Consider the following 23,011-nt stretch of genomic DNA (forward strand, 5'->3'; position numbering starts at 1 on the left):
CGTGTGTAACGGGTTGGCTCGGTTCGCTCAGGCGGCCATTGCAATGATGCATTGGAAGCGCGAATACCGCTGCGCTGAGCAAACCTAGAAAATTAACTGACTGTTGCACTTGCTCCTTGAGACCGCCAGTCATCACTCATTAAACTAACGAGCTTGAGAGTTTCGCTGAGGCGCCACGTCGACGTAGCCTATCTTGATCAAATACGCAGTATTAGGAGTCAGCTCAGCATCGCATGAAATATCAGTGGACCTTTCAAATCTTTTCTCTCCATACTGTTTCTTTTTATCGTCTCCGATCGCGGTACTAAAAGCTTTTACTAGTGGGATGTCGGCTAGTGCAGTCTGCGACAAGTACCCTCTGAGATACTCTGCTGTTTCAGAGCGAACATTCTCAATAGCCAAGGAGTCAATGTTCGTGTATTGAACATACATTGTTGATGATGGTTTCACCTCATATTCTCGATACATGAAATTTGGAAATTGTGGATTCACATACTGAAGTACACTCCATTGGTCTAGAAGGAATGGGTCGATAGCGGATGGCATCGCGAATTTTTGCAGCGGCAATAAAATATCGTCCCTTGGATGTTTGGATGCATACTCATTCGATATAGTTGTATGGGTCGCTATGTTGAAATTATCTAGCTTTGTATTTTTGTCAATTTTTACCAGCTTTAAACGCGGAGATGCAACTGTGAATTCTTTTTCGCGAGTCAATTTGGTTTTTGTGCCATAGTTGCGTGTAAAAACCAAGAGCGGTGTGCCGGATAAATCTGCCCCTTGTAGATTTGCACACTCTAATATAGGAAAATCAACACCAACTTTATTGTTATCTTTGAATAGATCTGTATTGTTATACAAAAAAGCATCTGATAGATCTGCTGAAAAAAATACTGTGCTACTGAGATCGGCGTTATAAAAATACGACTTTTTCAAGCTGACGCGTGTGAAGTTTGCCCTCGCCAGAAATGATTTTTCAAAATTTGTATCGTTGAGATCTGAGGCATTTTGAAAATCACAGCCCTCGCAAAATATTCCGGAAAAGTCATAGTTTTTAGCACCCAGATTAACAAGGATTGAAACCAGCATTGCTAACCCCTTCAATGGGACTTCCTGGGCTGCATCCAAACCTTCAAAACGACCTAAAGTGTAAGTTTTAATCTTCAAGTAGTCGGCTTGTGAAAGCTTATCGAGGAAGCTCTTAGGGATGGGGTCAGGTATCTCGTTTGGCGATAATTTTTTATTCATCGAGCCGGCTATTATTTCAACATTGCGAGCATGAACTCGCGATTTATACCTTGCAAGTATTGAGCTTGTGAGATTTCTGTTTTGCTCTAGGGTTGCGCGCAGTGTGCTGTCAAGTAAGTCCGCGTCTGGGTGTGAATACTTCAAGTCATGGAATACGTTGATGATTGCAGTTTGTACGATTTCATTTGTTTCAATTGAAACGGCATTTACGAGGTATTGAAGCGCATTCTTGCGAAGCCGCGTATCGCCATCAACCAGAAATAATCGTAATCCCGAAACCCCTGTGAGTCGCTCAATGGTGCTTGAGTCCGATAGACGCGATAAAGCTGCATCAAAACGGTCGGCACTACGATTCTTTTCCATCTGCTCGATTTGGCCGAAGCCGATATAGAGAGTTATTGCAGCGCCTATTATGGCAGCGGGTACTGTAGCTGATTTCAGCCACTCCATAGTTAGCCAAGTGCGGGAAAGCTGATGGCGGAGAAGTTGTTGTTCCAGTTGCAATTTTTCCGCTTCCAGAACAATTTTCTCCTCTTGAGGGGATAGCTTCTGCGGGCCGTCATCGCTGGGAGGGCGTTGAATGTGGTTTGTTGGCTCGTCGTTCATTTGTCGGACACCAAATGTGGCGTAAAAGCTTAAACAGAGTTCATAAAAAACATTCATTGAACGGTGCTGTTGGTTGTTTATTATGACTCGGCCTTTAGGCGCAGGCGTAGTAAGCGATCGTAAGCAATCGCATAATCCTCTTGAGTTTGTGTTCAGCGTAGTAGGGCTTTGCCAAAATACAATTTGAGGTGCCGTTTAATTACCAACGTCGAACTTGAGGTGCCTGTCAAGAGGAAGAAGCGAAGCTTGCAAACCACTTAAAAAGTCATTTGTTAGCGTCCAGAAGTTTCTAGATCGTTCAATCGAGCCATCTCGCCCACATTCTGGCAGTGGCGTCCTCGTTCACTTATCGGGGCTCAAGGGCGCGTTACATTTGGGCCCCCCGCAGGGCAAGGGTGCCCCTTTTCTGAGTTCTTCAGTGCTAAGTTTATTATCCGCTCTTGGCCGATAACTGCCCTTCTCCAGAGGCAGCTACGTGGCGCTTGCTTCGATCCGGAAGAAATCATTCCGGTGTCATGAGCACCGCAAGCGCCATCGTGATGAACTCCTCATTTTTGCTGATCGTTTGCAGCGCGCCGCGTACATTGCCTCCAACCTCACCAGAGCCGCGCTGCTCGACCCAAAGGGTAAGCTCCATGATCGCGGCTTCTAGGGCTAATTGGTTCTGATTGATCTTGAACAGTAGGGAAGGGAGCAGATCAGAGTTCGGCATTATGAATCCTCCATGGAAAACGTCAGCCTAGCAGGCATGCGCTACTCCCGTTCTAGCTGCCTGGCATCAGAGGTGACCGCTTCCAGAATAGACATCAGCTCTTCGAGCAGTTCTGCGTAGTAGCGAGTGACATAGCCTGCGATGCGTTCGTTACGCAGGATGCGCACAAGATAACCTTTGGCCACAACCAGCACTAACATCGTCTCGCCCAAAGTGTCTTCTACCTGCTTGTAATCATGCTGTAGGTTTTCCATCTCCCGCTCCATTCGCGCTATGTCGACTGCACTGACGTCACTCGGTTTCTTCTTCGACTCAACCAACATCTCCGGTCGCGATGCTGCCAAGACCATTCGTGCATAATTTCGTGTGAAGCAGTTGGCTGAGATCATCATTTCAACCGTTTCGATTTGGCGGATGGGCTTCATGAGTCGAAGGGCGCGAAAAACGTCCTGCGATACCATCCGAACCTTCAGCATCTCCGCTACCTCAGGGGCGATGCCCTTCAGCAGATTTTCTCTTTCGTGAACCCGTTCCACGTTGATCCCAAGCACTGATGCAATCCGTGACGCTTCAATGCCTTTTTTCAGAGCCGTAACGACCATTTTGTGTTCTTGAATCGGCGTCAGCCTGTTGATTTGCCGGTTGTAGGTAAAGCCTTCATCATCGGTTGAGATTAAGCAAAGCGCCTCAATTGCTCCCAGCGCCTTGAGTGCTTCTAAACGAAAATGTCCGTCCAAAAGCATGAACGAAGCTACTCCGCCCCTGACCAGAGGCTTCGGGTGCACTACCAATGGCTCAACGACTCCCAACTCTCTAATTGAACTCAAAATACTTGCGTACTTTTTGCTGCCAGTTATCAGTTGATCGACCTTTCGCGAGGGAAGAATTCGGTCTAGGGGGATGGCGATTACACGACTCTCGAATGCCTGCTTGACCTCTGACATTACGGCGTCTCTCCAAAGATCCGGTCGGCCAGCGGCTTCGGCATATCCGGAATATCTTCGTTACGAAGCAACGTTTTAAAATAGTCATCAGCGAGCAATTTACGCATCGCGGTGACGATGATCAGTAGCCGCTGCTCATTGATATCTGACTTTTTGATCATGACTTTCTGGCGGCGAACTTCTATTTGATAAGCCTTAAGAAGCTTTTGGGGCGTGTGTTTCTCAGTGCGAGGTGCTTGTTGGCCGTACCGTTTTCCGAAGGTTTTGCGCCTATCCACGAGGCGGCGCACCCTCATCAGTTGTTCTCCTTTGAGTACACCACTTTCGTAGGCCTCCATCATGGCTTGCTGGAGATCGGCGTCCTTAGAGCGAGCAATTTCCATAGCTAACTTTATTGATAACCATCCTTTTTCAACGGCGGCGATTAGACGTTCTTCACCCTGGCGCAGGAGAACCAAAATTCCGTGAACGTACCCTGCATCCAAACAGGTTTTTTCGGCAATCTGGGGGCAGGTATAACCACGATCTGAGAGGAGCTGGATTGAGGCCAAAAGCTCACGGTTAGAATGTTTTCGACGCGCGAGGTTTTCAACCAAACCGATCAGGTATCGATCCGCTTCGTTGGCGCTCACCACGATGCAGGGGATTTTTTTCTCCCCCAGTGCCTGCAACGCCTCGAAGCGGCCTTGGCCGCATACGATTTCATAGGGTTCGATACCACCAACCGTAGGGGCGACTGTAATAGGCCGCTTGAGACCTAACGCCGATATGTTCTCCACTAGCCTGGCGAACACTTGCTTGTTACGTGCCCGCGGATTGAGCACCCGAATTTCTTGAATGGGAATGAGCTGAATGTTCGTCTCTTCGGCTATGTGCATCAGTGCTCTGCGATGAGTCTCGATAGCTGTCATGCGACCCTCCTAAACTCACTGCGGCGTGCTAGTTCAGACAAAATCTCCAAGGTGTCGAATCGGTAAATTTCGAGGCTGGCCTCATTGCTTTCAGCAAGGCGCAGGCGAGGGGTTTCAATGTCGATTGATGGAATTATGTAATAGTCCAGGGCAGCTTCTTCCTGCTCCTTCATCCGAACAGCGATTGTCAGATCGGGGTTCAAGCCGTGATCGAACCGGACGTTCCATCTCCTGCTGCCTGCCGGTGATACCTGGCAACGACTCAGCACCAACGAGATCGAAACCTCCTGGTTGACCAGCATCAGATCGGTGCTTGGATCTACCGAGACCTTTCCACCAACCTCCGCAATCTTTTGCGTCGTTTGCTGCAGGAGCAGTGGGTGCATTTTCCGAAGGCGTTTGTTCGCTTCGATGTATCGGTAGTCACGTGCAGGCGAATATCCGATCAGGGAGTAGGAGCGAAGCAAGCTCCCAAACCTCTGTTGATAGGCACTACTCGATGGACAACCTTCAGACTCGTCGATGACGATCCCCGACAGATAACCCGTGCGTTGATAGATGGCCTTCAAGGCGTACAACATTTCCTCATCGGGCATGCGGTAGGAGCGTGTTTGGATGATTGACTGAGCAGCCTTGAAAAGGATGACGCTCACGATGGGGCAGAAGGCTTCGTCCGCTCGTATCCATTCATCAGGAGGATTTTGCGTGTGCGTTTGTTTCAGTTTGAAAGAGGTGTGATTCCACACGTTGTTACCGATGTACTTTTCATTAATCAGCACTTGATGAACCGTACCTCGCGACCACGATTTTCCGCGATCATTTAGCACTGCCTGCGAGTTCAGCCAGTCCGCGATTTCGCGCTCACTTCTACCTTCCTCAACGAAAAGGCGATAGATGTGATGCACGATCTCGATTTCAGCTGGAGGGCCAGGCACTAAAATGACACGGTCTGTTTGGATGCTTTTATGTTCTCCAACACCCAATTCGTTCTTTGGTGAGCCGTGTCCGTCGACCAATTGCCGGCGCAAACCGTATCCCGCTGGGCCGCCCTGGCGATACCCCAGTTCAATTAGGCGCGTTTGGCCAGCAAATACCTTCACCGAGAGTTCTCGGCTGTATTCGCCTGCCATCATGCGTTTAACGCTTTTGACGATGTTGGAGACCGGTGAGCCGTCGTTGGTGAACTGCTCTGCGCAATACTGAACCGATACTCCAGCTTGGCGGCAGCGCACCTCGTAACTGGCGCTAACGTCGGGATCTTGGAAGCGCCCCCAACGGCTGACGTCATAGACCAGGACTGTCGAGTAATCGGCTAGCCCTTTCTCTACATCGAAGAAGAGCTGTTTGAGGGCATCACGGCCCTCCAAGCGCAAGCCGCTTTTACCGGCGTCGGTGTAAACCTTATTGATTTCTAGCGCATGGGTTGCTGCGTAAAGGCGGATCGTATCGAGCTGATTCTCTGTCGAATACTGCTGATGCTCTGTGGACATGCGCACATACGCCGCTGCAAAGGCTGCGGTTGAGGCATTGCTAGTATTGTACGCGCCAATGAGAGTTTGCATCGGCAAGTCCTCAATCTGATCAGCCGCCTCCGAAAGCAAAGCGGAAACCGTGATCAGTGACTTCGTTTTTTAAAAAGTGGCTCTAAACAAGGTAGAAGACCGGGGAGGGAAAAATGTTCACGAAAACGGGCAATTCTTTTCTGGCTCAACAACAGTACGCACACGGCATCGCTAGGGCGCTGCATATGGAGCTCGGGGGAACGCACCAAGCGACAAAGACTTTGATGCGTTGGACGAATGCGAATGAGAAAACGGTGAAAAACTGGATGGCTGGGAGCAGCGGGCCGAGTGGTAAGCATTTGGTGGCATTGGTGAAGCATTCTGACTTGGCCTTGGCTGCGTTTCTGGGCATGGCGGGAAGGCCGAATGCTCTGACGGCATCTGAGCTACCTGTGCTTAGGCAAAGGCTTCAGACGGTGATTGAGGGAATTGACTCTTACTTAATGCTGACCGGTCAGTAGATATCAGCCGAATATATTGGCATTGGCAAAATGGACCTTTTGAACGGAAATTGCCCCGCCGTACGGCTTCAGCAGTCCTGTAATGGCACCCTGTGCTTGGGTAGCACATGCGCGTATTTCAAAGGCTCAGGGATGTTAGTCCCACCTTTTGACGCTGATCCCCTGGGTTCAGGAGCGAGCAAACTCGGCCAGCTTCCGCCTTAACTTTGAACACGCCGTGCTTGCTAGATGAGCCTCCCTCGACAAGATCAACCACCCTGTAACGCTTGCTGCCATCTTCCATTGTGGTGGTCTCAATCAATCTGAATCTTGCGTGCATGATTACTTTCCGTGCTTCGTTGACTTACAAGTACTGGCAAACCGAGACGATTTCAAGAATGGGACGGGCCTAAGCTGAGACAATGTGAAGGGCATGTCTGGGTGAGAAGCGGTAGTTCATGAACGTCTGCTTTTGGCCGTTTTCTGCCTGTCGTGACCGGCTGAAAACGACCCATAGCAGCCGGAGAGCAACGGCAGAGTTCGGTCAAAAGCAGCAGGCACGCTCACACGAGGCGTATCTTAGCCGCGAGAACTGACCAAGCCCTGACCTCGTGAAGCGACGCATCGGCCTCAATACTCGCTTTCCCGGAGTTCCCGCTCCACCTCCTGTTCGATGAGGTGTTCAAGCTGTTCGCGATGCTCCTTTAGCCACATGCGCACGTTGTCGTTGGTTTCGACATCGAAGTGGGCGTCCAGAGCTGAGAGCTTTTGACGGTAATGATCGCTAGCTGGCCCGCTCCAGCTCCCAGTGAAATTGTTGGCGTGCAAGCCACGCCGAACCTGCTCAATTGCACCGTAACGCTCAAGAATTTTTCGCGCGAAGGTGGTCGGCTCATCCGCTCTAGAGATGATCGGTGGGCAACGCTCGGCAAGAAGCCATGCGCGATGTAAGGCGTCGACATCGACCCATTCAAAGACTAAAGACGCCGGGATGGCCTCTAGGGCCGACTCGTCGGTCTCACATATCGATAGGCCACCTCGAAGCCAGCTCAACAGATGCCAAGTCCCTACATCTTTTCGTTGCATTTCTAGCCGCAGCGCAATCGCTCGCCAGATGATGGAGGGCTTTGCCTGCGCTGCCCTGGAAAGGAACTTCCACGAATCTGGGTGGAAGCCATCGGTAATGCTGTTGACATTAGCGAAACTAGCAATGCAGCTCACCGCTAGCCTCGCCCCAGCATCGGGATTGAAGTCAAGCAGTCGGTTCGCGAGCTCCTTCCAGCGGAACTGCAGCATGGTGTTCGAATGCTTACTCGTCGCCCCTTCAACGAACACTGCCGAACTCAACACTCGCTCGATGCGGGTCGAAAGGACGCTGAATTCGTTGGCGTGACCTCGCAGCCGTGAATCAAGAAGATCCAGCGCTGCATCGAGCGCATTCGGGTCATCGCTCTCCAGTAGCAGATCGACAATGCTTTCAAATACATCTCGTGGCAGTTGGTTGACGATACCTCCATAGACGAACAAGCGAAAAGCCTTCGGGTCGATATCGCCTTGTTTCCCCATTGCCAGGAGGAACCTAGCGATGCGGTCGCTCATCCCCGAGCGCCAGACGAGACCAAGCGCGGAACTGCGAAGCTCAGCGTTCTCAAACAGCCTCTCGACGGTATGTTCCCACCAGTCAATGTTCTTGACGTGACATGCGGAGAGATAGCCACCAATGAAGAAGTCGGATCGCTGTTCGCCAGCTTTGATCCATGCCGAAACAATGAAGGGCCATAATTGAAGGTTATCGGTTTGACCGAGAAGTTTCCCAAATTGGAATCCGTTCTTTGCCTCCTCCGTGATAAGCCATGCCAGCTCGGGAGCCAACAACTCAGGGTTTGCTACAACGTCGGCTGCAAGCTGCATTAGCTCCGACCCCGCCGCATCAGAGTACTGGCCCTCAGAGTCGAAATTGTCTTCGATCAGCTTCATACCTGCATGGCGGTGAAGCTTGTTCGAGAAAGAAGACTCAGTAAGGTCAGCCCGGATAGCGTGGAGCTCAGATCTAACCGCTTCAGACAACGCTTTGCCTTCGTAGTGAAGGGTGGCCACGATGGTCTCGATGCACTGCTTGCGCAAGCCTGGTATCTCTGCGGCTCGGCGCAGAAAGACGAGGATCGTTGCGGTCAGCGGGACGATCAAGATAAGGCTTCTGACGTGGCTCAAGATCGCCGTCGCTGCTTCAGTGGCTTCTGCAGCTGGCAGGTAGTCGACAGCTTCTTCCAGCAGCCTCACATGGGCTGCATACGCGTCGTACAGCTCGCCGTAGGTCTCCGGCGTCCAGCGGTCTGGCAGACGCCTCAACCCGATCACTTCATCGATGCTAACTCGGCTCATGAAAGGGTCAAGGCTTTTGCCCAAGGCCTGAACGGCAATATCCCTTCGGAACGGCACCTCGCTGTGCAGCAACTTGCGCAAGTAGTCGATTTTGTCGACGGGCGACAGTTCAGAAGCGGCAACAGGGCCATGTCCAAGGCTGAACAGTGAGATGAATACGCCGGTCGAGTTGTTGGACCAACTCTCGTTTTCGGACTCGGCCAGCAGCAGCAAGCATTCCGCGGCTTCGAAGAACGTTTCAGCGGGGATTGTAAGTTGCTCGAGCCGGTGGACAGCAGTGCGTCGCGCATCTCCGATGAGCTTATGGCGACTTTCAACTGTTTCAGAACCCAAGGCAGCAGCAAAACGGCGCAGGGCTACCTTGGGTTTAGCCTGCGCTATCGCGAAAAAAAGACTGGCGCCACTGGCGGTTTTGTAGCCCGAAAGAGACTTAAATATTCCGTCCTCTCCCAACAGACGATCCGCCCATGCTGTCGCTGCCTTTGACTCCCTGGCGAACTCAAGCATGGCATCGAAATGCTGCTGCATACGGACCTCGAGCCCCTCTCGCAGTTGCAGGACATCTACCATGTGGGCGTACTGCTCAAACCAGCTCTTCCACATGGCAACGTGGAGGAGTTTCGGAGATATCAGCAGCGTTCGTGGCCCCTGTAGCACCCGTCGTCTTCGCAGCGCGGAGACAGAGTGTGACAGCCTGTGCTGAGAAAAACCCTGGTCTAGATACTTCAACGCGGCCAACACCGCGGTCTGCACCGCCGGCCCTTCTGCAGTATCCCATGCAACCTGCCGGAACAGCGCCAGCGTCCTGATCACTGCCAGCCTGTCTCGCCCCTCGGAAGAATCGATGTTGTGGGGCGCACACACGATACGGTCCCAGAGTCCATCTAGGTGAGCCAGTTGCTGAGCTGGATGCTGGTCAGGGTTGTTCTGAATGTATTGGCCAAGCCGGTGAGCCGCCCGAGGCGAACCCTCGCACAAGCTTGCTAACCAGCTTGCGCTGTCCAGGGGGATGCCATAGCCCTGGAAAATATCTGCGACCACAGGTTGTTCGAGTCGCGGCACATCGATAACCTGCGTGTTCACATGAGCACTGGCAGGCTCAGCCACATTATCTGCTGTCACGAGCAGCATCTTGATCGCCAGCTTCTTGAACAACGCCGTCAACGCTACTGCAGTGTCTAGGTCGCATTCATCTGCGACCAGGATGATGGTGGTATTCCGTGCCATCTGCCGCAACGCCATCATCGGCCCGCTAGTCAGGGCTTCCTCTGGATCCCGGCAGTACAGGACACAGCCACTGAGTTGCGAAGCACTGAGTGCACGATACATAAGGTGTGTCTTACCGGCCCCCGCGTCTCCCAGCACACGCACGTGCTCGAATCCATTGACACTGTCGGCAGCTCGCGTTATTTGCTCAGCAGCTCTGTCAAGTTCCTCCGTCGGCTGGTAAACGCTGATCTCGAGGTCGCAGGAGTCAGCCATGAACGACAGGTCTTGGAAGACGGCGTCGTCGTAGCCCTGAACGCGGTTCAGTCGCATTGCAATGCCGGGTGCCAGTACTTTGATCGCCGAGCACAGCTGGTTCGCTCGGATAATCCGCACTGCGACATGCGCGAACGACGGATCAATTGCCGTCATGAACTCGCTGACTTGAATCGCCCCGTGATCGTCTGCGGTACCGACCAGATCGGAGCCGAAAAGCACCACGACGAAGGTCCCACCGTTCTCGAAACAGCTAAGCACTCGTGGCTGGAGTTCGTCCTTTGTACGCCGGTGGTCGCCTTTGGCGAACTTAGGTTGGACGACCAGCGATCGAATATCAGAGGGCGTTGAGGCAGAGAAGCTCCCAGTCTTGATTTGGTAGCGGGTCCGACCTTCGGAAATTAGGCCGGCTGGCAGCACAGCTCCGGACAGGCCGGCGACGACGACCTCGGCGTCGATTCCGCCATCGGCAACGTTGATTGCTGCCGGGACATCGACGCCGGTGATAGGAATGCCGGCCTTGATGGCCTCGATTACAAGAAGCTGTCGGAACAGTTCGACGGCTTGGCCAGCTTCGATCTGGGTCAGGTCATCAGTCCTGACGTCAAACGGTCCTAGGGTGTCGGTCGGTAGAGCCATCGCTGATCCTCAGGTGAAGCATAAAGTATCCCACACGGCCTTGTACGCTGCACCCGGGGCATTTGATTCCGAAACGGCCCCTAGGTCTTTTCTTCGTCGGAGATTTGCAGCTCGTTCGGCGCTGGTCGTTTTGCTGGATTGGCCGAGTTTTTTTTGCCGGTGAGCACTCTAAACTGACGACCGTCTCTGTCAGTTACGGGAGACAAGAAGTACCTGATTCTCTATAAGCCGGGCCAGCAACCCAAGGTGTCGGCGTTCTGGTCGATCTCGATGTACAACCTGGACGACGGCTCCTTCGTCGTGAACTCCCTCGAGCGCGACGATTCATTCAACTAAATCCAGGTTGGATGATCGGCGCCTGAGCTCTGAACTAGGAAGGTGCCATTGGCAAAACCATTCGCTCAGACCTCTATCAGCCGTAGATATTGCTGGGAAGGCCGACCCGAAACGCCATCCACGATTTCGGTGGGGGGGGTTGAGAGCCCTCGGGCCGCGACCTTCTGTGATGCAATGTTCGAGTTCGGCACAATGGCTTCGACGAACAATTTGTGCACTTTTCCCCGCGTTTCGTGCTTGAGTTGGGCCAGGCTCTTTTCGACTACAGCGTGAGCGTTGCCTTGCTGTCGGTAGCGCTCGGCAACAGCGTAGCCGATGTCAAAACAGGGAGTGTTACCAACGGCCTTATCCAAGAAGTACACAGCGATGGCCTTGACGACGTTCCCTTCCATCAGGGCATAGGTGAACCGGGGGCTACCGTCTGCATCGTCGTGGAAAGTGATCAGGTCAGGGTACAGAGGACTTTGGAGTGGCTGGATCACACCAGCCGTTAGAGCCTCCTGGAAGGCGAGCAGGCTTTGAAGCGGGTCTTGAGCTTGGGACATTTTGTTTCTCTTTGAGGGCGCCGTTCTGGGCGATGAACATTTTGGCATGGGCGTACGGTTTGCCCGGCATTTTTGAGCAGTATCGAATAATCTCATCAGAGAGATAAACATCCATCTGACTCGTTGACCAACTCTGCCTAACCTCTACCAGTCCCATCCCCCTTATCGAGACCCGCTGAATGCCGCAATTCGTCCAAAATGGCCCCAACATCCCCGAACGCTTGCTGCAGGCGCACGAGGAGGGGCGCGTGGTGTTCTTTTGCGGCGCGGGCATCTCCTACCCTGCACGCTTGCCGGGATTCGGTGGGTTGGTAGCCAAGCTGTATAGCAGGCTGGCGCCGGTCCCGAGCGCGGTGCAGCAAGCGGCAATCAAGTCCCAGCAGTACGACACTGCCGTGGGGCTGCTTGAGGCGGATGTCGGGCGGGAGAGAGTTCGGCGGACCATGGCTGACATTCTCAAGCCAGACCTTACCTCGCCCAAGGCCACTGCAACCCACCAAGCGCTGTTGAACCTGGGCAGGACTCGCGATGGGCGCATGCGGTTGATCACCACCAACTTTGACCGGTTGTTCGAAGAGGTAATCCCTGCGTCGCCCTTTACCGTGCACCCATTCCAGGCACCACTGTTGCCCGTGCCAAAAAATCGCTGGGACGGGCTGGTGTATCTCCATGGCCTACTGAGCAAAGCTCCCAATGCAGGTGAGCTGGATCGCCTGGTGATTTCCAGCGGTGATTTTGGACTGGCCTACCTCACTGAACGGTGGGCGGCACGCTTCGTCAGCGAGCTATTTCGCAATTACACCGTCTGTTTCGTTGGATACAGCATCGCTGATCCAGTGCTTCGTTACATGATGGACGCTCTTGCAGCTGATCGTCTGCTTGGCGAGTCGCCGCCGGAGATGTACGCCTTCGGCAGTTTCGCGAAGGGCAAGGAGGAAATTCGCTCCAACGAGTGGAAGGCCAAAAACGTCACGCCGATCCTCTACATGGAACACAACCATCATGCCTACCTGCACAAGACCCTGCAGGCATGGGCGGCAACCTACCGCGACGGTGTGCGCGGCAAGGAACGCATCGTTATTGAAAGCGCGATTGCTCGGCCTCTGGCAAGCACTACACAAGACGACTTCGTCAGCCGTCTACTCTGGGCACTGAGTGATCTTAACGGCCTGCCAGCCAAGCGCTTCGCCGAGCTTGAACCGGTGCCTTCGCTGGATTGGCTGGAGCCGCTAAGTAAAACGCGCTTTGGCCATACCGACCTGGGGCGGTACGGTGTCCCACCAAAGACCGGAGTCGATGGAAAACTCGCCTTCAGTTTGCTGTCCAGGCCCTCGCCATATCAGCTAGCCCCTCTCATGACGCTCGCAGACGCTGGCGCTCGCGGCAGCGAGTGGGACAGCGTAATGAGAGAGCTGGCGAGGTGGTTAATCCGTCACCTGAATGACCCAAAACTGCTGCTTTGGCTCGTCAATCGCGGAGGTCGCTTGCACGACGAACTGGGGGTGTGGATTGAGCATCGCTTGGAGGAGTTGGCCAATCTGGAGCGCGAGGGAAATACGGACGAGTTGGCCCGCATTCGTGCTGGTGCCCCCAACGCAATTCCCGGCCCCTGGATGCGTACCCTCTGGCGACTATTGCTCCGCGGGCGTGGTAAGTCCTGGATCCGTGAACTTGACCTATACCGGTGGCGAGATCGGTTCAATCACGATGGGCTCACCAACGCCCTACGTATGGAACTGCGGGATTTACTGACACCACGCGTTTCGCTGCGTGAACCGTACCGCGTGGGTGTCGACGAGGATGAAGGGCAGGAGCCCGAGTACCTCAAGGATTTGGTTGAATGGGAGATTGTGCTGTCTACGGAGAACGTCCATTCCAACCTGAAGGAACTGTCCAGCGACGAACGCTGGAAAGGAGCACTTCCTGGGTTGCTCACCGATTTCACTGGCTTGTTACGAGACGCACTCGATCAGATGCGAGAGCTGGGGGGCGCTGATGACAAGCGTGACCGAACCTATATGCAGCAACCATCAATCGATGTACATCCACAGAACAACGAGTACAACGACTGGACGGCGCTCATCGACTTGACGCGGGATTCCTGGCTGGCCACGGCCGCTGTTACCCCTGATCGCGCAGCGCTCGAGGCGGAGATCTGGTGGTCCACCCCGTATCCAATCTTCAAGCGCCTGGCTTTTTTTGCTGCAACGAAAGGTAATGTCATAGACAACCGCCGAGCGCTTGACTGGCTGCTGGCGGATGATCACTGGTGGCTTTGGTCATCGGAGACTGAGCGCGAATCCACACGTTTGCTGGTTGCCTTGGTGGAAAAAGGCGATCCTGCGATGGTTCTGGAACTTGAACAAGCCATTCTCGCGGGCCCCCCTAACACAATGTTCGACGGATTCAACGAACCTGAGAAACTGGCTCATATCCTGGACCGGGAAATATGGCTACGGCTGGCAAAAGTCGCCGGCGCCGGTGCCACTTTGAGCCCGGAGGGGCAGCAGCGTCTGGATGCGCTCAGCCAACAGTACCCAGACTGGGTTTTGCAACCAGATCAGAGAGACGAGTTTCCTTTCTGGTCAGGCGGTGACGATGAGTGGCGAAAGTTCTCTGCCACACCACGCAGACGCCGTGAACTGATTGAATGGTTAAAGCAGCATCAAGACAGTGTCTACTTTCAACAAGACGATTGGAGGGAGCGTTGCCGCGATAATTTTGCAACCACGGCCTGTGCCTTGTGGGCACTGGCGCAAGAGGATGTTTGGCCGACTAATCGCTGGCGAGAGGCATTGCAGGCATGGTCAGAGGTTAAGCTTGTCTCCCGTGCCTGGCGATACATGGCGCCCGTTCTGGCTGGGGCACCGAATGATGCCCTGGCGTCTCTTGCTCACGGTGTGAGCTACTGGCTGAGTACCATAGCTAAAACCTTTGTGGGCCACGAAGAGGAATTCTTTACTCTCGGGCGTCGCGTCCTGGAGCTGTACAACCACGAAGGCAGTGACACGGACGACCCCGTTGGACGTGCGATCAATCATCCCGTGGGACAAGTCACTGAGGCGCTACTCAATTGGTGGTATCGGCAGTCACTGCAGGATGGGCAAGGGTTGCCAATAGAGCTTAAGCCCACGTTTACAGAAATTTGCGATAGCGGTGTCGAGAAGTATCGACACGGACGTGTCTTGCTCGCGGCCCATGTGATTGCACTGTTCCGGGTTGACCGTGACTGGGCTGTGGAGCACCTGCTGCCTCACTTCGCGTGGCAGCTCTCGGAGCAGGAAGCTCGCGCGGTTTGGGAGGGGTTTCTGTGGTCACCCCGCATATATCGCCCTCTGCTGGAGGTGCTGAAGCCTGCGTTTCTGGACACGGCCCGCCATTATGCTGCATTGGGCAAGCACGGCGGGCAATACGCCTCCCTTTTGACCTTTGCTGCGCTGGACCCAGGCGACATGTTCACGACCTCCGAGCTTGCGGGTGCCATCCGAGCACTGCCTGCAGAGGGGCTGCAGTTCGCAGCAAATGCACTGGTCAATGCTCTAGAAGGGGCGGGTGATCAGCGTGCAGACTACTGGGCGAACCGCGTGGCTCCCTATATCAACAACCTTTGGCCCAAGAGCCGGGACCTCATGTCGCCGGCGATTGCACAAGTCATGTCACGGTTATGTGTCGCAGCAGACGACGCATTCCCTGCGGCTTTGGCGTTGCTTCGTGCGTGGTTACAACCATTGGCCCATCCCGATACCGCGGTGCGTATGCTCAAAAAGTCCGGGCTCTGCGCGAAATTCCCTGAACAGACCCTAGATTTTCTGAGCCAGGTGGTTGGTGAGCAAACCCAGTGGCTGCCGAGCGATCTTCCCACATGCCTGGACGAAATCCGGACCGCTGCGCCAGATCTGGTGGCGGATAATCGCTACGAACAGTTGCGGATACTCCTACACATGCGTGGGCGGGGATGACAAAGGCGAAGGACGATGACAGCCAGGCGGCAACGCTGGATTGAAGAAGCGGACAGCGTGAACTAGGCAGGACTAACAGACCAAGGAGAAGGGCATGGGGTGGCTTGATACGTTGAAGAACTTGCTGTGTGGAAGGGGGCCGGATGACATAAGCCCGGGTTCGCCGATCAGGGCAACTGATGCGACATCTGCCCCTGTCACAGCGTTAGACACGGCATCTGTGCCAACGCGTGTGGCCGCCGAAACCGACTCCCCCATTAAGGACAAGCACATATTTCGGCTTGGCGAATACGTTGGTCTCCATTCACGATCGCCGAACGGTCGATGGGTGTTGTCCTGGTCGGACTCTGTCCCCTCCATGGGCATTGGTGGTCATCGCGAGAGTGGCAACGGATCCTACCTGCTGTATGACGCTGAGGCCGGGGAGGTCGTTGTCCGTGGCGAGATGGCCAGACCGAATGGTGGGCATGTCGCCGACAGTGGACATTTCAGCATTGAGGACTGGCATTTTGGGTCCTCGCTGTCTGGCACGTTCAATGTGTTCGAACCTAACGGCCAGATCGTGACCGCCAAGGATGTGACGGCAAACATTCTGATGAGTGAGATCTCGAGCAATGGCCTGTTCGCACTCTTCCAGACTGCAAATAGCACCACCGAGGATGGACACAAGCTGTTCCTCATTGATGTCCGGCAACGGTCGATTCGTTACTCTATTGATCCGCTCGCCGGATGGCCTGAACGGTATTCGATTGATGAGGACACGGCAGAAGTAATTGCTCATCTCAAGGACCTTGGCGCATTCCGATACGACAGCAAAGGGGCCTTTATCGATGCGGCGAAGCTTGCTCAAGCCAAGCTCGTGTCACCCCGTTACGAGTTTGCTATTCCGGCTGCAAAGGCGCTGCTGAAGTCGCCTGATTTGACTGCAGAGACGGCTCGGCAGGCGCTTGATATCATCGGGCGGGCCCGCAAACACGGTGCCGATCAGGTTGATTTTTGGAAGGCCAGGTCCTTGAAGCTGCAGGGCCTGGCGCATGAGGCCCTAGGTGAGTTGCGAGAGGCTGTCAAAGCTTTCGATGAAGCATTGGCCCTGGACCCAAAGATTGGCGTAAAGCGGAAGCGGGACAGTCTGGCCAAGAAAGTCGGGTGAGCACCGCCCGATTGAGCAGGTCCCTCCGACAAGGCGAGCGTCTGCTTTTGGCCGATTTCTGCATGTCGCAAAGGGCTGAAATCGACCAGGAACAGCCGGTCGTGACCGGCAGACAACGGCCGATTCTGTTGAAAAAATCGGTTCTTACAGACCGCCCACATACTGACCGCTGAAAATGCGTTTTTTGCGCGCCGCTACACGAAATCTGACCCCGGAATCCTCTGCTTAATGTAAAGATTTCAATCTCAAGCGCGTACTTTTCTACCGTGGAAATCAGAGCCTACTTTTTCAACAGAATCGGCCAAGAGCCGCCGTTCGCGATTGGCTGCTGTCCGGCTGTCCTTTGATCGGTTGTGGGCGACGGTGCAGCAAGGTGGTACTACGCTGGTGTGTTAACAGCCCGTTGGCGCCGCCGGCTTGCTGCTGGATATCCCCGCTGCCCATGCGGCGAAGGGAGGCGCCAGGATGACGCGATCTCACATCTGAACCAGTTGGTCGCAGGCTTGCCGCGGTCTAGGCGGGTAGGCCCTTGTGAACCGAGGCACCCCGCTCCTGCATGTGTGCGAGTTCAGGCGCGCTTACTGAAGTACGGTACGGCCAAGGGGCCGCGCGGGTGACACAACCGCGAATGCCGAACTAATCCACGATGCCGCAGGGGAGGGCCCGATGGCGATCGACACCATCAAGCAGTCCCTAGAGCGGCGAGGCCTGCTCAAGCGCATTGCCCTGCCTCCCGCGATCGACGAGTTGCTGGCTGCGCTCACCAGTGCGGAGGCGGTGCCCGACGGCAACGACGTTGCCGGTGAGGTCACGCTCTCCGGCAAAAGGAGCCTTGCCTTCCTCACGCTCGATCTCACGCCGCCACCCACGCCCGCGCGCTTCCGGCTCATCAGTGATGCCATGGGCTTTCGCGTCTGGGTGGTGCTCAGTTCGGTGGCGCCAGCGCGCAAGGTGTTCGAGTTCGCGGCGGGCGCGGCGGGCGGCTTTCTCAAGCCCGCCACGCGCGTGGTGAGCGGAGACGAGGAGAAACTCGTGGCCGCACCCGGCGAGGTCTCGATCGCCGGCGTCGCCGTGACGCTGCTCATCGAAGGGCAGTCCGGTGGCGTGGCGACGCTGCGCCTGTCGCCGACCGAAGGACAGCCCGCCGGCATCATCGAGCTCCTACTTGTGCCGTCCATCGTGCTGCTGAGCGACAGCGGCTTCGGCCTCGAACTGAGCGCACCCGGCGCCGGCGGTGCTTTCGTCATCGACGATTCCGTCGATGCCGCCTCACCCGGTCCTACGATGCTCGATGGCGCCGCGGTGGCGTCCCGCGCGGACGATCCTGCATGGCGTGGGCTCGTCGTGCGTCATGCGCGCGTCTACCTGCCTCCCGGCGTGCCCCTGCTCGGCGGCCACGCGGTGGACGCCTTCGTCGAACTTGGGCTCGCACCGGGCGAAGGCATCGACCTGGCCCTCTCAACGCGCGTGCCGCCCACCGACGCGCGTCCGGGCATTGCAGTACGCATCGAGTGTCGCGATCCGGCCGCCAGCGGTCTGCAGGACTTCATCCCCACGCTGGTCGAAGCGGCGATGGAACTGCCGCTGGATGGCGCGCAGCAAAAACTCTCCGACGCAGGAGGTGGCCTGCGCCTGATGGCCGGCAAGCCTGTCATCGCGCGGCTGCGGTTCGCGCGCAGCGTTGGCGATCCGCAAACACGCATCACGCTGGGCGTAGAGTCGCAAGGGCCGCAGGGCATTCTGAGCGTGGTGGCGCCCGATGGCGGGCCGGTGGCCCGCGTGCTTGTCGCGGCCGCCGCGCTCGCCACGGCCATCGCCGCGGACAAGGCGCCGGGCGGCGGCGATGCCAGCGGTGTCGTGCTTCATGCCTTGCTCGTCGCCGCGCTCGGCCTGAGCGCGGCGCTGCAAAACAAGGGGCGGTTCACCCTCCACGGCGTGGAGCTGTCCAGCACCGGGCATGGCCTGCCGGTGGGCGACAGCGTGAAGCTGCTGCTCGACTACTCGGTGGATGTGCTCGTCAAACCGATCAAGGTGGGTGTGCTGTCGGTGCAGATGAACGACGTGCAGCCGATGCGCGTGCGTAACCGCAAGGTCGGACTCACCCTCGACTTCTCGGGCGCACAGGGCGCCGATGCGGTCAAACTCGACTTCCGCGGCGCCGACATGGAAATCGAGGACCCCGGCGCATGGCAGGTCGACAGCCCGGGCTCGATCTTCGACATCCTCGGCACGCGCTCGGGGCGCGGGTCTACCTGGCTTGAGGTCGACTTGCGCTTCAAGCTCAATCTCGGGCCCGTGCGCGTCTCGGGCGCGACCATCCGCGCGACGCTCGGCGACGACGGTGGCATTTCGGCTTCGCTGCGCGGCCTGGATGCGAGCATCAACGTGCCCGGCGTGGTGAATGGTAACGGCCGTATCATGTTGCGTCCGAACGGGGGCATCAGCGCGGCGCTGGACGTGTATCTGCTGCCGCTGAACCTGGCCACCGACGGCAAGCTGCTGTACCAGCCCACGGAAGACAGCTTCTGGCTCTTCGTGCAGGTGGGGATGGACCTGCCGGGCCCCATCCCCATCGCCAACACGGGGCTGGGCATCTACGGCATCTCTGGCTCGTTCGGCGTCAATGCGCGACCCGCGCCACCGCCGCCGGCCGACCCCGACCCCATCGGCTACCAGCTCGCCTGGGGGGGCCACGAGCCGGACACCGACTTCGTCTTCAGCGCCGATAACCTCACCATCGGCGCGCGGGCGGTGCTGGGCACGGTGCCCGACCTGGGCTTCGCGTTCTCCAGCCGTGGCGGGCTGTTCGTCACGGTGCCCGACATCGCCGTGCGCGGTGCGCTGTGGGGCACGGTGCTGAGCCCGCGCATGCGCGTCAATGCCCGCCCGCCCACGGGCCGCGATCCCGGTCTGTCCTTACTCGGCGCCGTAGTGGTCGACCAGTCCGACGGCGTGACCATCGGGCTCAAGGGACAACTCAACGTGCCTGTGCTGCTCGAAGTGCAGGTACCGCTGGGCGCGCACTTCCCGGTGGCCAAGGGGAAGACGGACGACTGGTTCATCTACCTAGGAAGCGACGGTTATCGCGATGCTTCGCCGCCCGACGGCCGCGGCCTCGGGCCGATGCGTGCTACGGTGCTGCCCGAGCTCATCGGCGCGCGTGCCGATGCCTACCTGATGCTGCGCGGACGCGGCATCCAAAAGTGGCCACGCGGCGGCCCCATCACGATCGCCGAAGGCCTCGTCATCGCCTTTGGCTTCGGCTTCGAGACGGCCATCGGGCCGAAGCCGGTTGCCTGGGCAGAGGTGCATGCCAGTGCCGACCTGCTGCTCGCGACGCATCCGTTGACGCTGGCGGGCTTCGGCGCGGCGGGCGGCTCGCTGCACCTCGGCCCGTTCTCGGTGGGTGTGGATGCGACGCTCTCGCTGCTCAAGGTAGAGAACGCGCCCGCCTTCATGCACGCGCGCCTGTGTGGCCACATCGACCTGCTGTTCACCGAGATCGAGGGCTGCGTCGAAATGTCGATCAACGACGAGCCTAAGCTCACCGTGCCGCTGCCCGACGTGCACCCGCTGGATGACCTTGTGAACGGTGTGATCAGCGGTCACCGTGCCTTTCTTATCGACGACCAGTACCGACGGGTGGGCAAGCTGGCGGTGCGCCACCAGGACATCCGCGACGCCGACCAGGTGTGGCCCGATACCTTGCTGCACCTGTCGTTCGCGATGAGCCCGAAACTGGCCGCGTCATACGTGGCCCAGCCCGGCGGCGTGCCGCAGTTCAAGTCGATCGGCCTGTACCCTTGCGGTGTTGCGGCACAACCTATCGGCAACGACATGCTGCGCTACGAGTGGACGCTCAGCGGCCTGGCGCTGTACGACGTGACCGGCGATCCGGATGGCCCCGGCACGCTCGTTGCCGGCCCCATGGAGGCGGCCTGGCAGGCTGGCAAGGATGGCGATATCGGCACGCGGCCGCAGGCCGGCGACCTGGTGCTGCTCACCTACCAGGGCGATCTGCACCTGGCCCGGCTTGCCGATGGCGGGGCGGGCTCCGACAGCGATCCGCTGGCCGACTCGGCCACTGCGTGCCAGCGCGAAGTGCGCGCCATAGAAGGCTGGGCCGTCGGTTGGAACGCCGATGCGCGCGGAGCCGCCTTCGTGCTACCCGCCGATCGCTTGAGCGCGGACCCTTGCGTGAGTCACTTCAGCGCCATGCTCACGCCCTTTGCATCGCCGCTGCCCGGCCTGCCACTGGGGCCGGCCAGCGCGGCCTTGCTGCCGCCGCCGATGGACTTCAGCGCCGCGGCGCTCGAAAGCTTCGCGCCGCCACTGCCGCTGGAGCACCCCTTCGATGGCGCACTCGCGATGCCGTGCGTCGGCACGCCGACGCTGATCGGCTTCAAGCGCCTGGAGCCGACCCAGTCCGCGCTGCTCCAGCCTGACCAGCCGCTGAGCGCAGCGCGCTTGTGGCTGCTGCTTCGCCCGAGCGTTCCCGATGCGACGCTGGCCGTGGGCGTGGTCGACGATCGCGGCGAGACGTGGAAACCCGTCGAGCGCGTGCCCCTTCCCGATGGCCGCGCGGCCGTGCGTTTCGCGCCGATGACGGCAGGCGTGGTGAGCAGCATCAAGATCCACTGGAAACTCGGCGAGCCGCTCGCGGTGCTGGGTCTTGGTGGAATGACCGCGGCCGCGCTGGCCGCAGCGGCGCTGCGCAACGGCGCGGCGCAGGCCGAGGCCGCGCGCCAGGTCCAGGCCGCCGCCAAACAGCCCCAGCAGAGCGGTCAGACCAGCGGCGAAGGCATACACGCCATCCTGGAGCCCGGCCACACCTATCGCCTGGACGTGTCGATGAGCTGGGAAGGTTGGATCTACCGCCAGGACGACAAGGGCGCGAAGAGCGAGGCCGACCACGTCTGGGGCCAGGTCGCCTACCTGCCTGCGGGAGCCGACAAGGACAACCCGCCCGGCACCGAGCGCAGCTTCTTTTTCCGCACCACGCCCAAGCCGACGGTGAAGAAGGCGGGCGCTGGCATGGCAGTGCCCGCGAGCCCGGTGTACGGCAAGGTGGCCTACATCGACTTCGTGCGGCGCAAGCGCGACCTCTTCGAGCCGAAAATGCTAGAGCGCTTCCTGCTAGGCTACACGCCCGCGCAATCCGAGCCTTTCCGCTTTGCCGATGACCCGCTGGACGTGCACTTCAGCGCGGCGCACGTGGTCGCGCTTGCCAAGGTCTACGGTTACACGCTCAAGCTCGGCCTGCGCCGCGTCGACGCGGCGGGTGCAGCCGGCGAAGACATCGAGATCAACCCGTTCTGGATTGCGTTGCAGGACAAGACGGGGCTGTCCGTGGCCGATCGGCGGCGCGCCGAGGTCGCGCTCACGGCACCGTGTGCCATCCCGAGCCCGGGCGGCACACTGCGCACGCTGTCGCCGCTGACCACGCAGGCCTGGTACGAGGTCTTTGCGCTGGCCAAATCCGACGATCCGGACGTGCTTGATGGCCATCTGGACGGCATCACCTTCCGCACTTCGCGCTGGCGCCAGCCTGCCGAGATGCTCGGTGGAATTGGCTTTGCGCCGTCGCCGTCAGCCTGCAGCGGTGACATCGAAATCACCGCTGCCGCGTTCGCGCCGGGCGCCATCGATGGCTCGGACGCCGATTTCGAAGCCGCCCTGGAGTCCATCGGGCTGCACGGTTGGCCCGCCCCGGTGCGCCCGCGCGTGAGCATGCTGTGGCGCCGCCAGGACGCCGGCGATACGGTTGCATGGCAATGCGCCGGGCTCTTGCTCGAATCGCCCGAGCCGGTCGACAGACCCGGCCGCGTCGAGTTGGACACGCTGCGCGTCGTGATGCAGCCGCTGCCGGCTTCGGCCTTCGATGTGCGCCGCACCGATCGCCTACGCAGCCGCATGCTGTGGCTGTGCTCCGTGCCCTTCACGCCGCGCGTGTGGCTGCAGCCGCGACCGTTCCTGAAGCCGCGCCGTATGTTCCCGAGCGTGGCGCTCACGCTGAAGGACAAGGCCAGCGGCGCCAGTCTGGTCGGCTTCGTCCAGCTGCCGCTGGTCCCGGGCTTCGCGCAGGAGGTGTAACC

At 57.8% G+C, this 23,011-nt stretch carries 12 protein-coding genes; 5 read left to right on the forward strand and 7 right to left on the reverse strand.

Annotation, left to right across the window (positions count from 1 at the left end):
• Positions 1-144: 144 nt before the first annotated feature.
• The 5 genes from CGA21_RS28630 to CGA21_RS28650 form a co-directional block, all read right to left on the reverse strand.
• Complete coding sequence (locus CGA21_RS28630; RefSeq protein WP_188265585.1) at positions 145-1,854, reverse strand: pentapeptide repeat-containing protein; 1,710 nt, start codon at positions 1,852-1,854, stop codon at positions 145-147.
• Positions 1,855-2,356: 502 nt separating this feature from the next.
• Positions 2,357-2,566, reverse strand: a complete 210-nt coding sequence (locus CGA21_RS28635) for a hypothetical protein (RefSeq protein WP_188265586.1) — start codon at positions 2,564-2,566, stop codon at positions 2,357-2,359.
• 41 nt (positions 2,567-2,607) lie between these two features.
• Positions 2,608-3,510 carry a plasmid partitioning protein RepB C-terminal domain-containing protein gene (locus tag CGA21_RS28640; RefSeq protein WP_188265587.1) on the reverse strand — a complete coding sequence of 301 codons (903 nt, stop codon included), beginning with the start codon at positions 3,508-3,510 and terminating at the stop codon, positions 2,608-2,610.
• Positions 3,510-4,421 (reverse strand): ParB/RepB/Spo0J family partition protein, encoded by a 912-nt coding sequence (locus CGA21_RS28645; RefSeq protein ID WP_223194294.1) that lies wholly within the window; start codon positions 4,419-4,421, stop codon positions 3,510-3,512. Before CGA21_RS28645 ends, CGA21_RS28640 begins: the two co-directional genes overlap by 1 nt.
• On the reverse strand, positions 4,418-5,983 hold the full coding sequence (locus CGA21_RS28650) for a recombinase family protein (protein WP_188265588.1): 1,566 nt from the start codon (positions 5,981-5,983) through the stop codon (positions 4,418-4,420). Before CGA21_RS28650 ends, CGA21_RS28645 begins: the two co-directional genes overlap by 4 nt.
• 113 nt (positions 5,984-6,096) lie before the next feature.
• Here CGA21_RS28650 and CGA21_RS28655 point away from each other — a divergent pair, with 113 nt between their 5' ends.
• Positions 6,097-6,444 carry a hypothetical protein gene (locus CGA21_RS28655; RefSeq protein ID WP_188265589.1) on the forward strand — a complete coding sequence of 116 codons (348 nt, stop codon included), beginning with the start codon at positions 6,097-6,099 and terminating at the stop codon, positions 6,442-6,444.
• Positions 6,445-7,053: 609 nt separating this feature from the next.
• On the opposite strand, the gene CGA21_RS28660 is transcribed toward CGA21_RS28655, so the two are convergent.
• Positions 7,054-10,926: a hypothetical protein gene (locus tag CGA21_RS28660; protein ID WP_188265590.1), complete on the reverse strand. Its 3,873-nt coding sequence runs from the start codon at positions 10,924-10,926 to the stop codon at positions 7,054-7,056.
• Between the two features lie 186 nt (positions 10,927-11,112).
• On the opposite strand from CGA21_RS28660, the gene CGA21_RS30535 reads away from it, so the two are divergent.
• On the forward strand, positions 11,113-11,262 hold the full coding sequence (locus tag CGA21_RS30535; protein WP_188265599.1) for a DUF1214 domain-containing protein: 150 nt from the start codon (positions 11,113-11,115) through the stop codon (positions 11,260-11,262).
• A 65-nt stretch (positions 11,263-11,327) separates the two neighbouring features.
• Here CGA21_RS30535 and CGA21_RS28670 read toward each other — a convergent pair whose 3' ends face one another.
• Positions 11,328-11,807, reverse strand: coding sequence for a GNAT family N-acetyltransferase (locus CGA21_RS28670; RefSeq protein WP_188265591.1), 480 nt, complete (start codon positions 11,805-11,807; stop codon positions 11,328-11,330).
• 179 nt (positions 11,808-11,986) lie between these two features.
• Between CGA21_RS28670 and dsr1 the strand changes: the two genes are divergently transcribed.
• From dsr1 to CGA21_RS28685, 3 genes are all read left to right on the forward strand, one after another.
• Complete coding sequence (gene dsr1, locus CGA21_RS28675) at positions 11,987-15,766, forward strand: anti-phage defense-associated sirtuin Dsr1 (RefSeq protein WP_188265592.1); 3,780 nt, start codon at positions 11,987-11,989, stop codon at positions 15,764-15,766.
• Positions 15,767-16,124: 358 nt separating this feature from the next.
• A complete protein-coding gene (locus CGA21_RS28680) occupies positions 16,125-16,916 on the forward strand; it encodes a tetratricopeptide repeat protein (protein ID WP_188265593.1) in 792 nt (263 codons plus the stop codon).
• Between the two features lie 666 nt (positions 16,917-17,582).
• On the forward strand, positions 17,583-23,009 hold the full coding sequence (locus tag CGA21_RS28685; protein WP_188265594.1) for a hypothetical protein: 5,427 nt from the start codon (positions 17,583-17,585) through the stop codon (positions 23,007-23,009).
• Positions 23,010-23,011 lie beyond the last annotated feature (2 nt).

It is taken from the genome of Pseudomonas sp. PSB11 (assembly GCF_014596605.1).
Taxonomy (GTDB): Bacteria; Pseudomonadota; Gammaproteobacteria; order Pseudomonadales; family Pseudomonadaceae; genus Aquipseudomonas; species Aquipseudomonas umsongensis.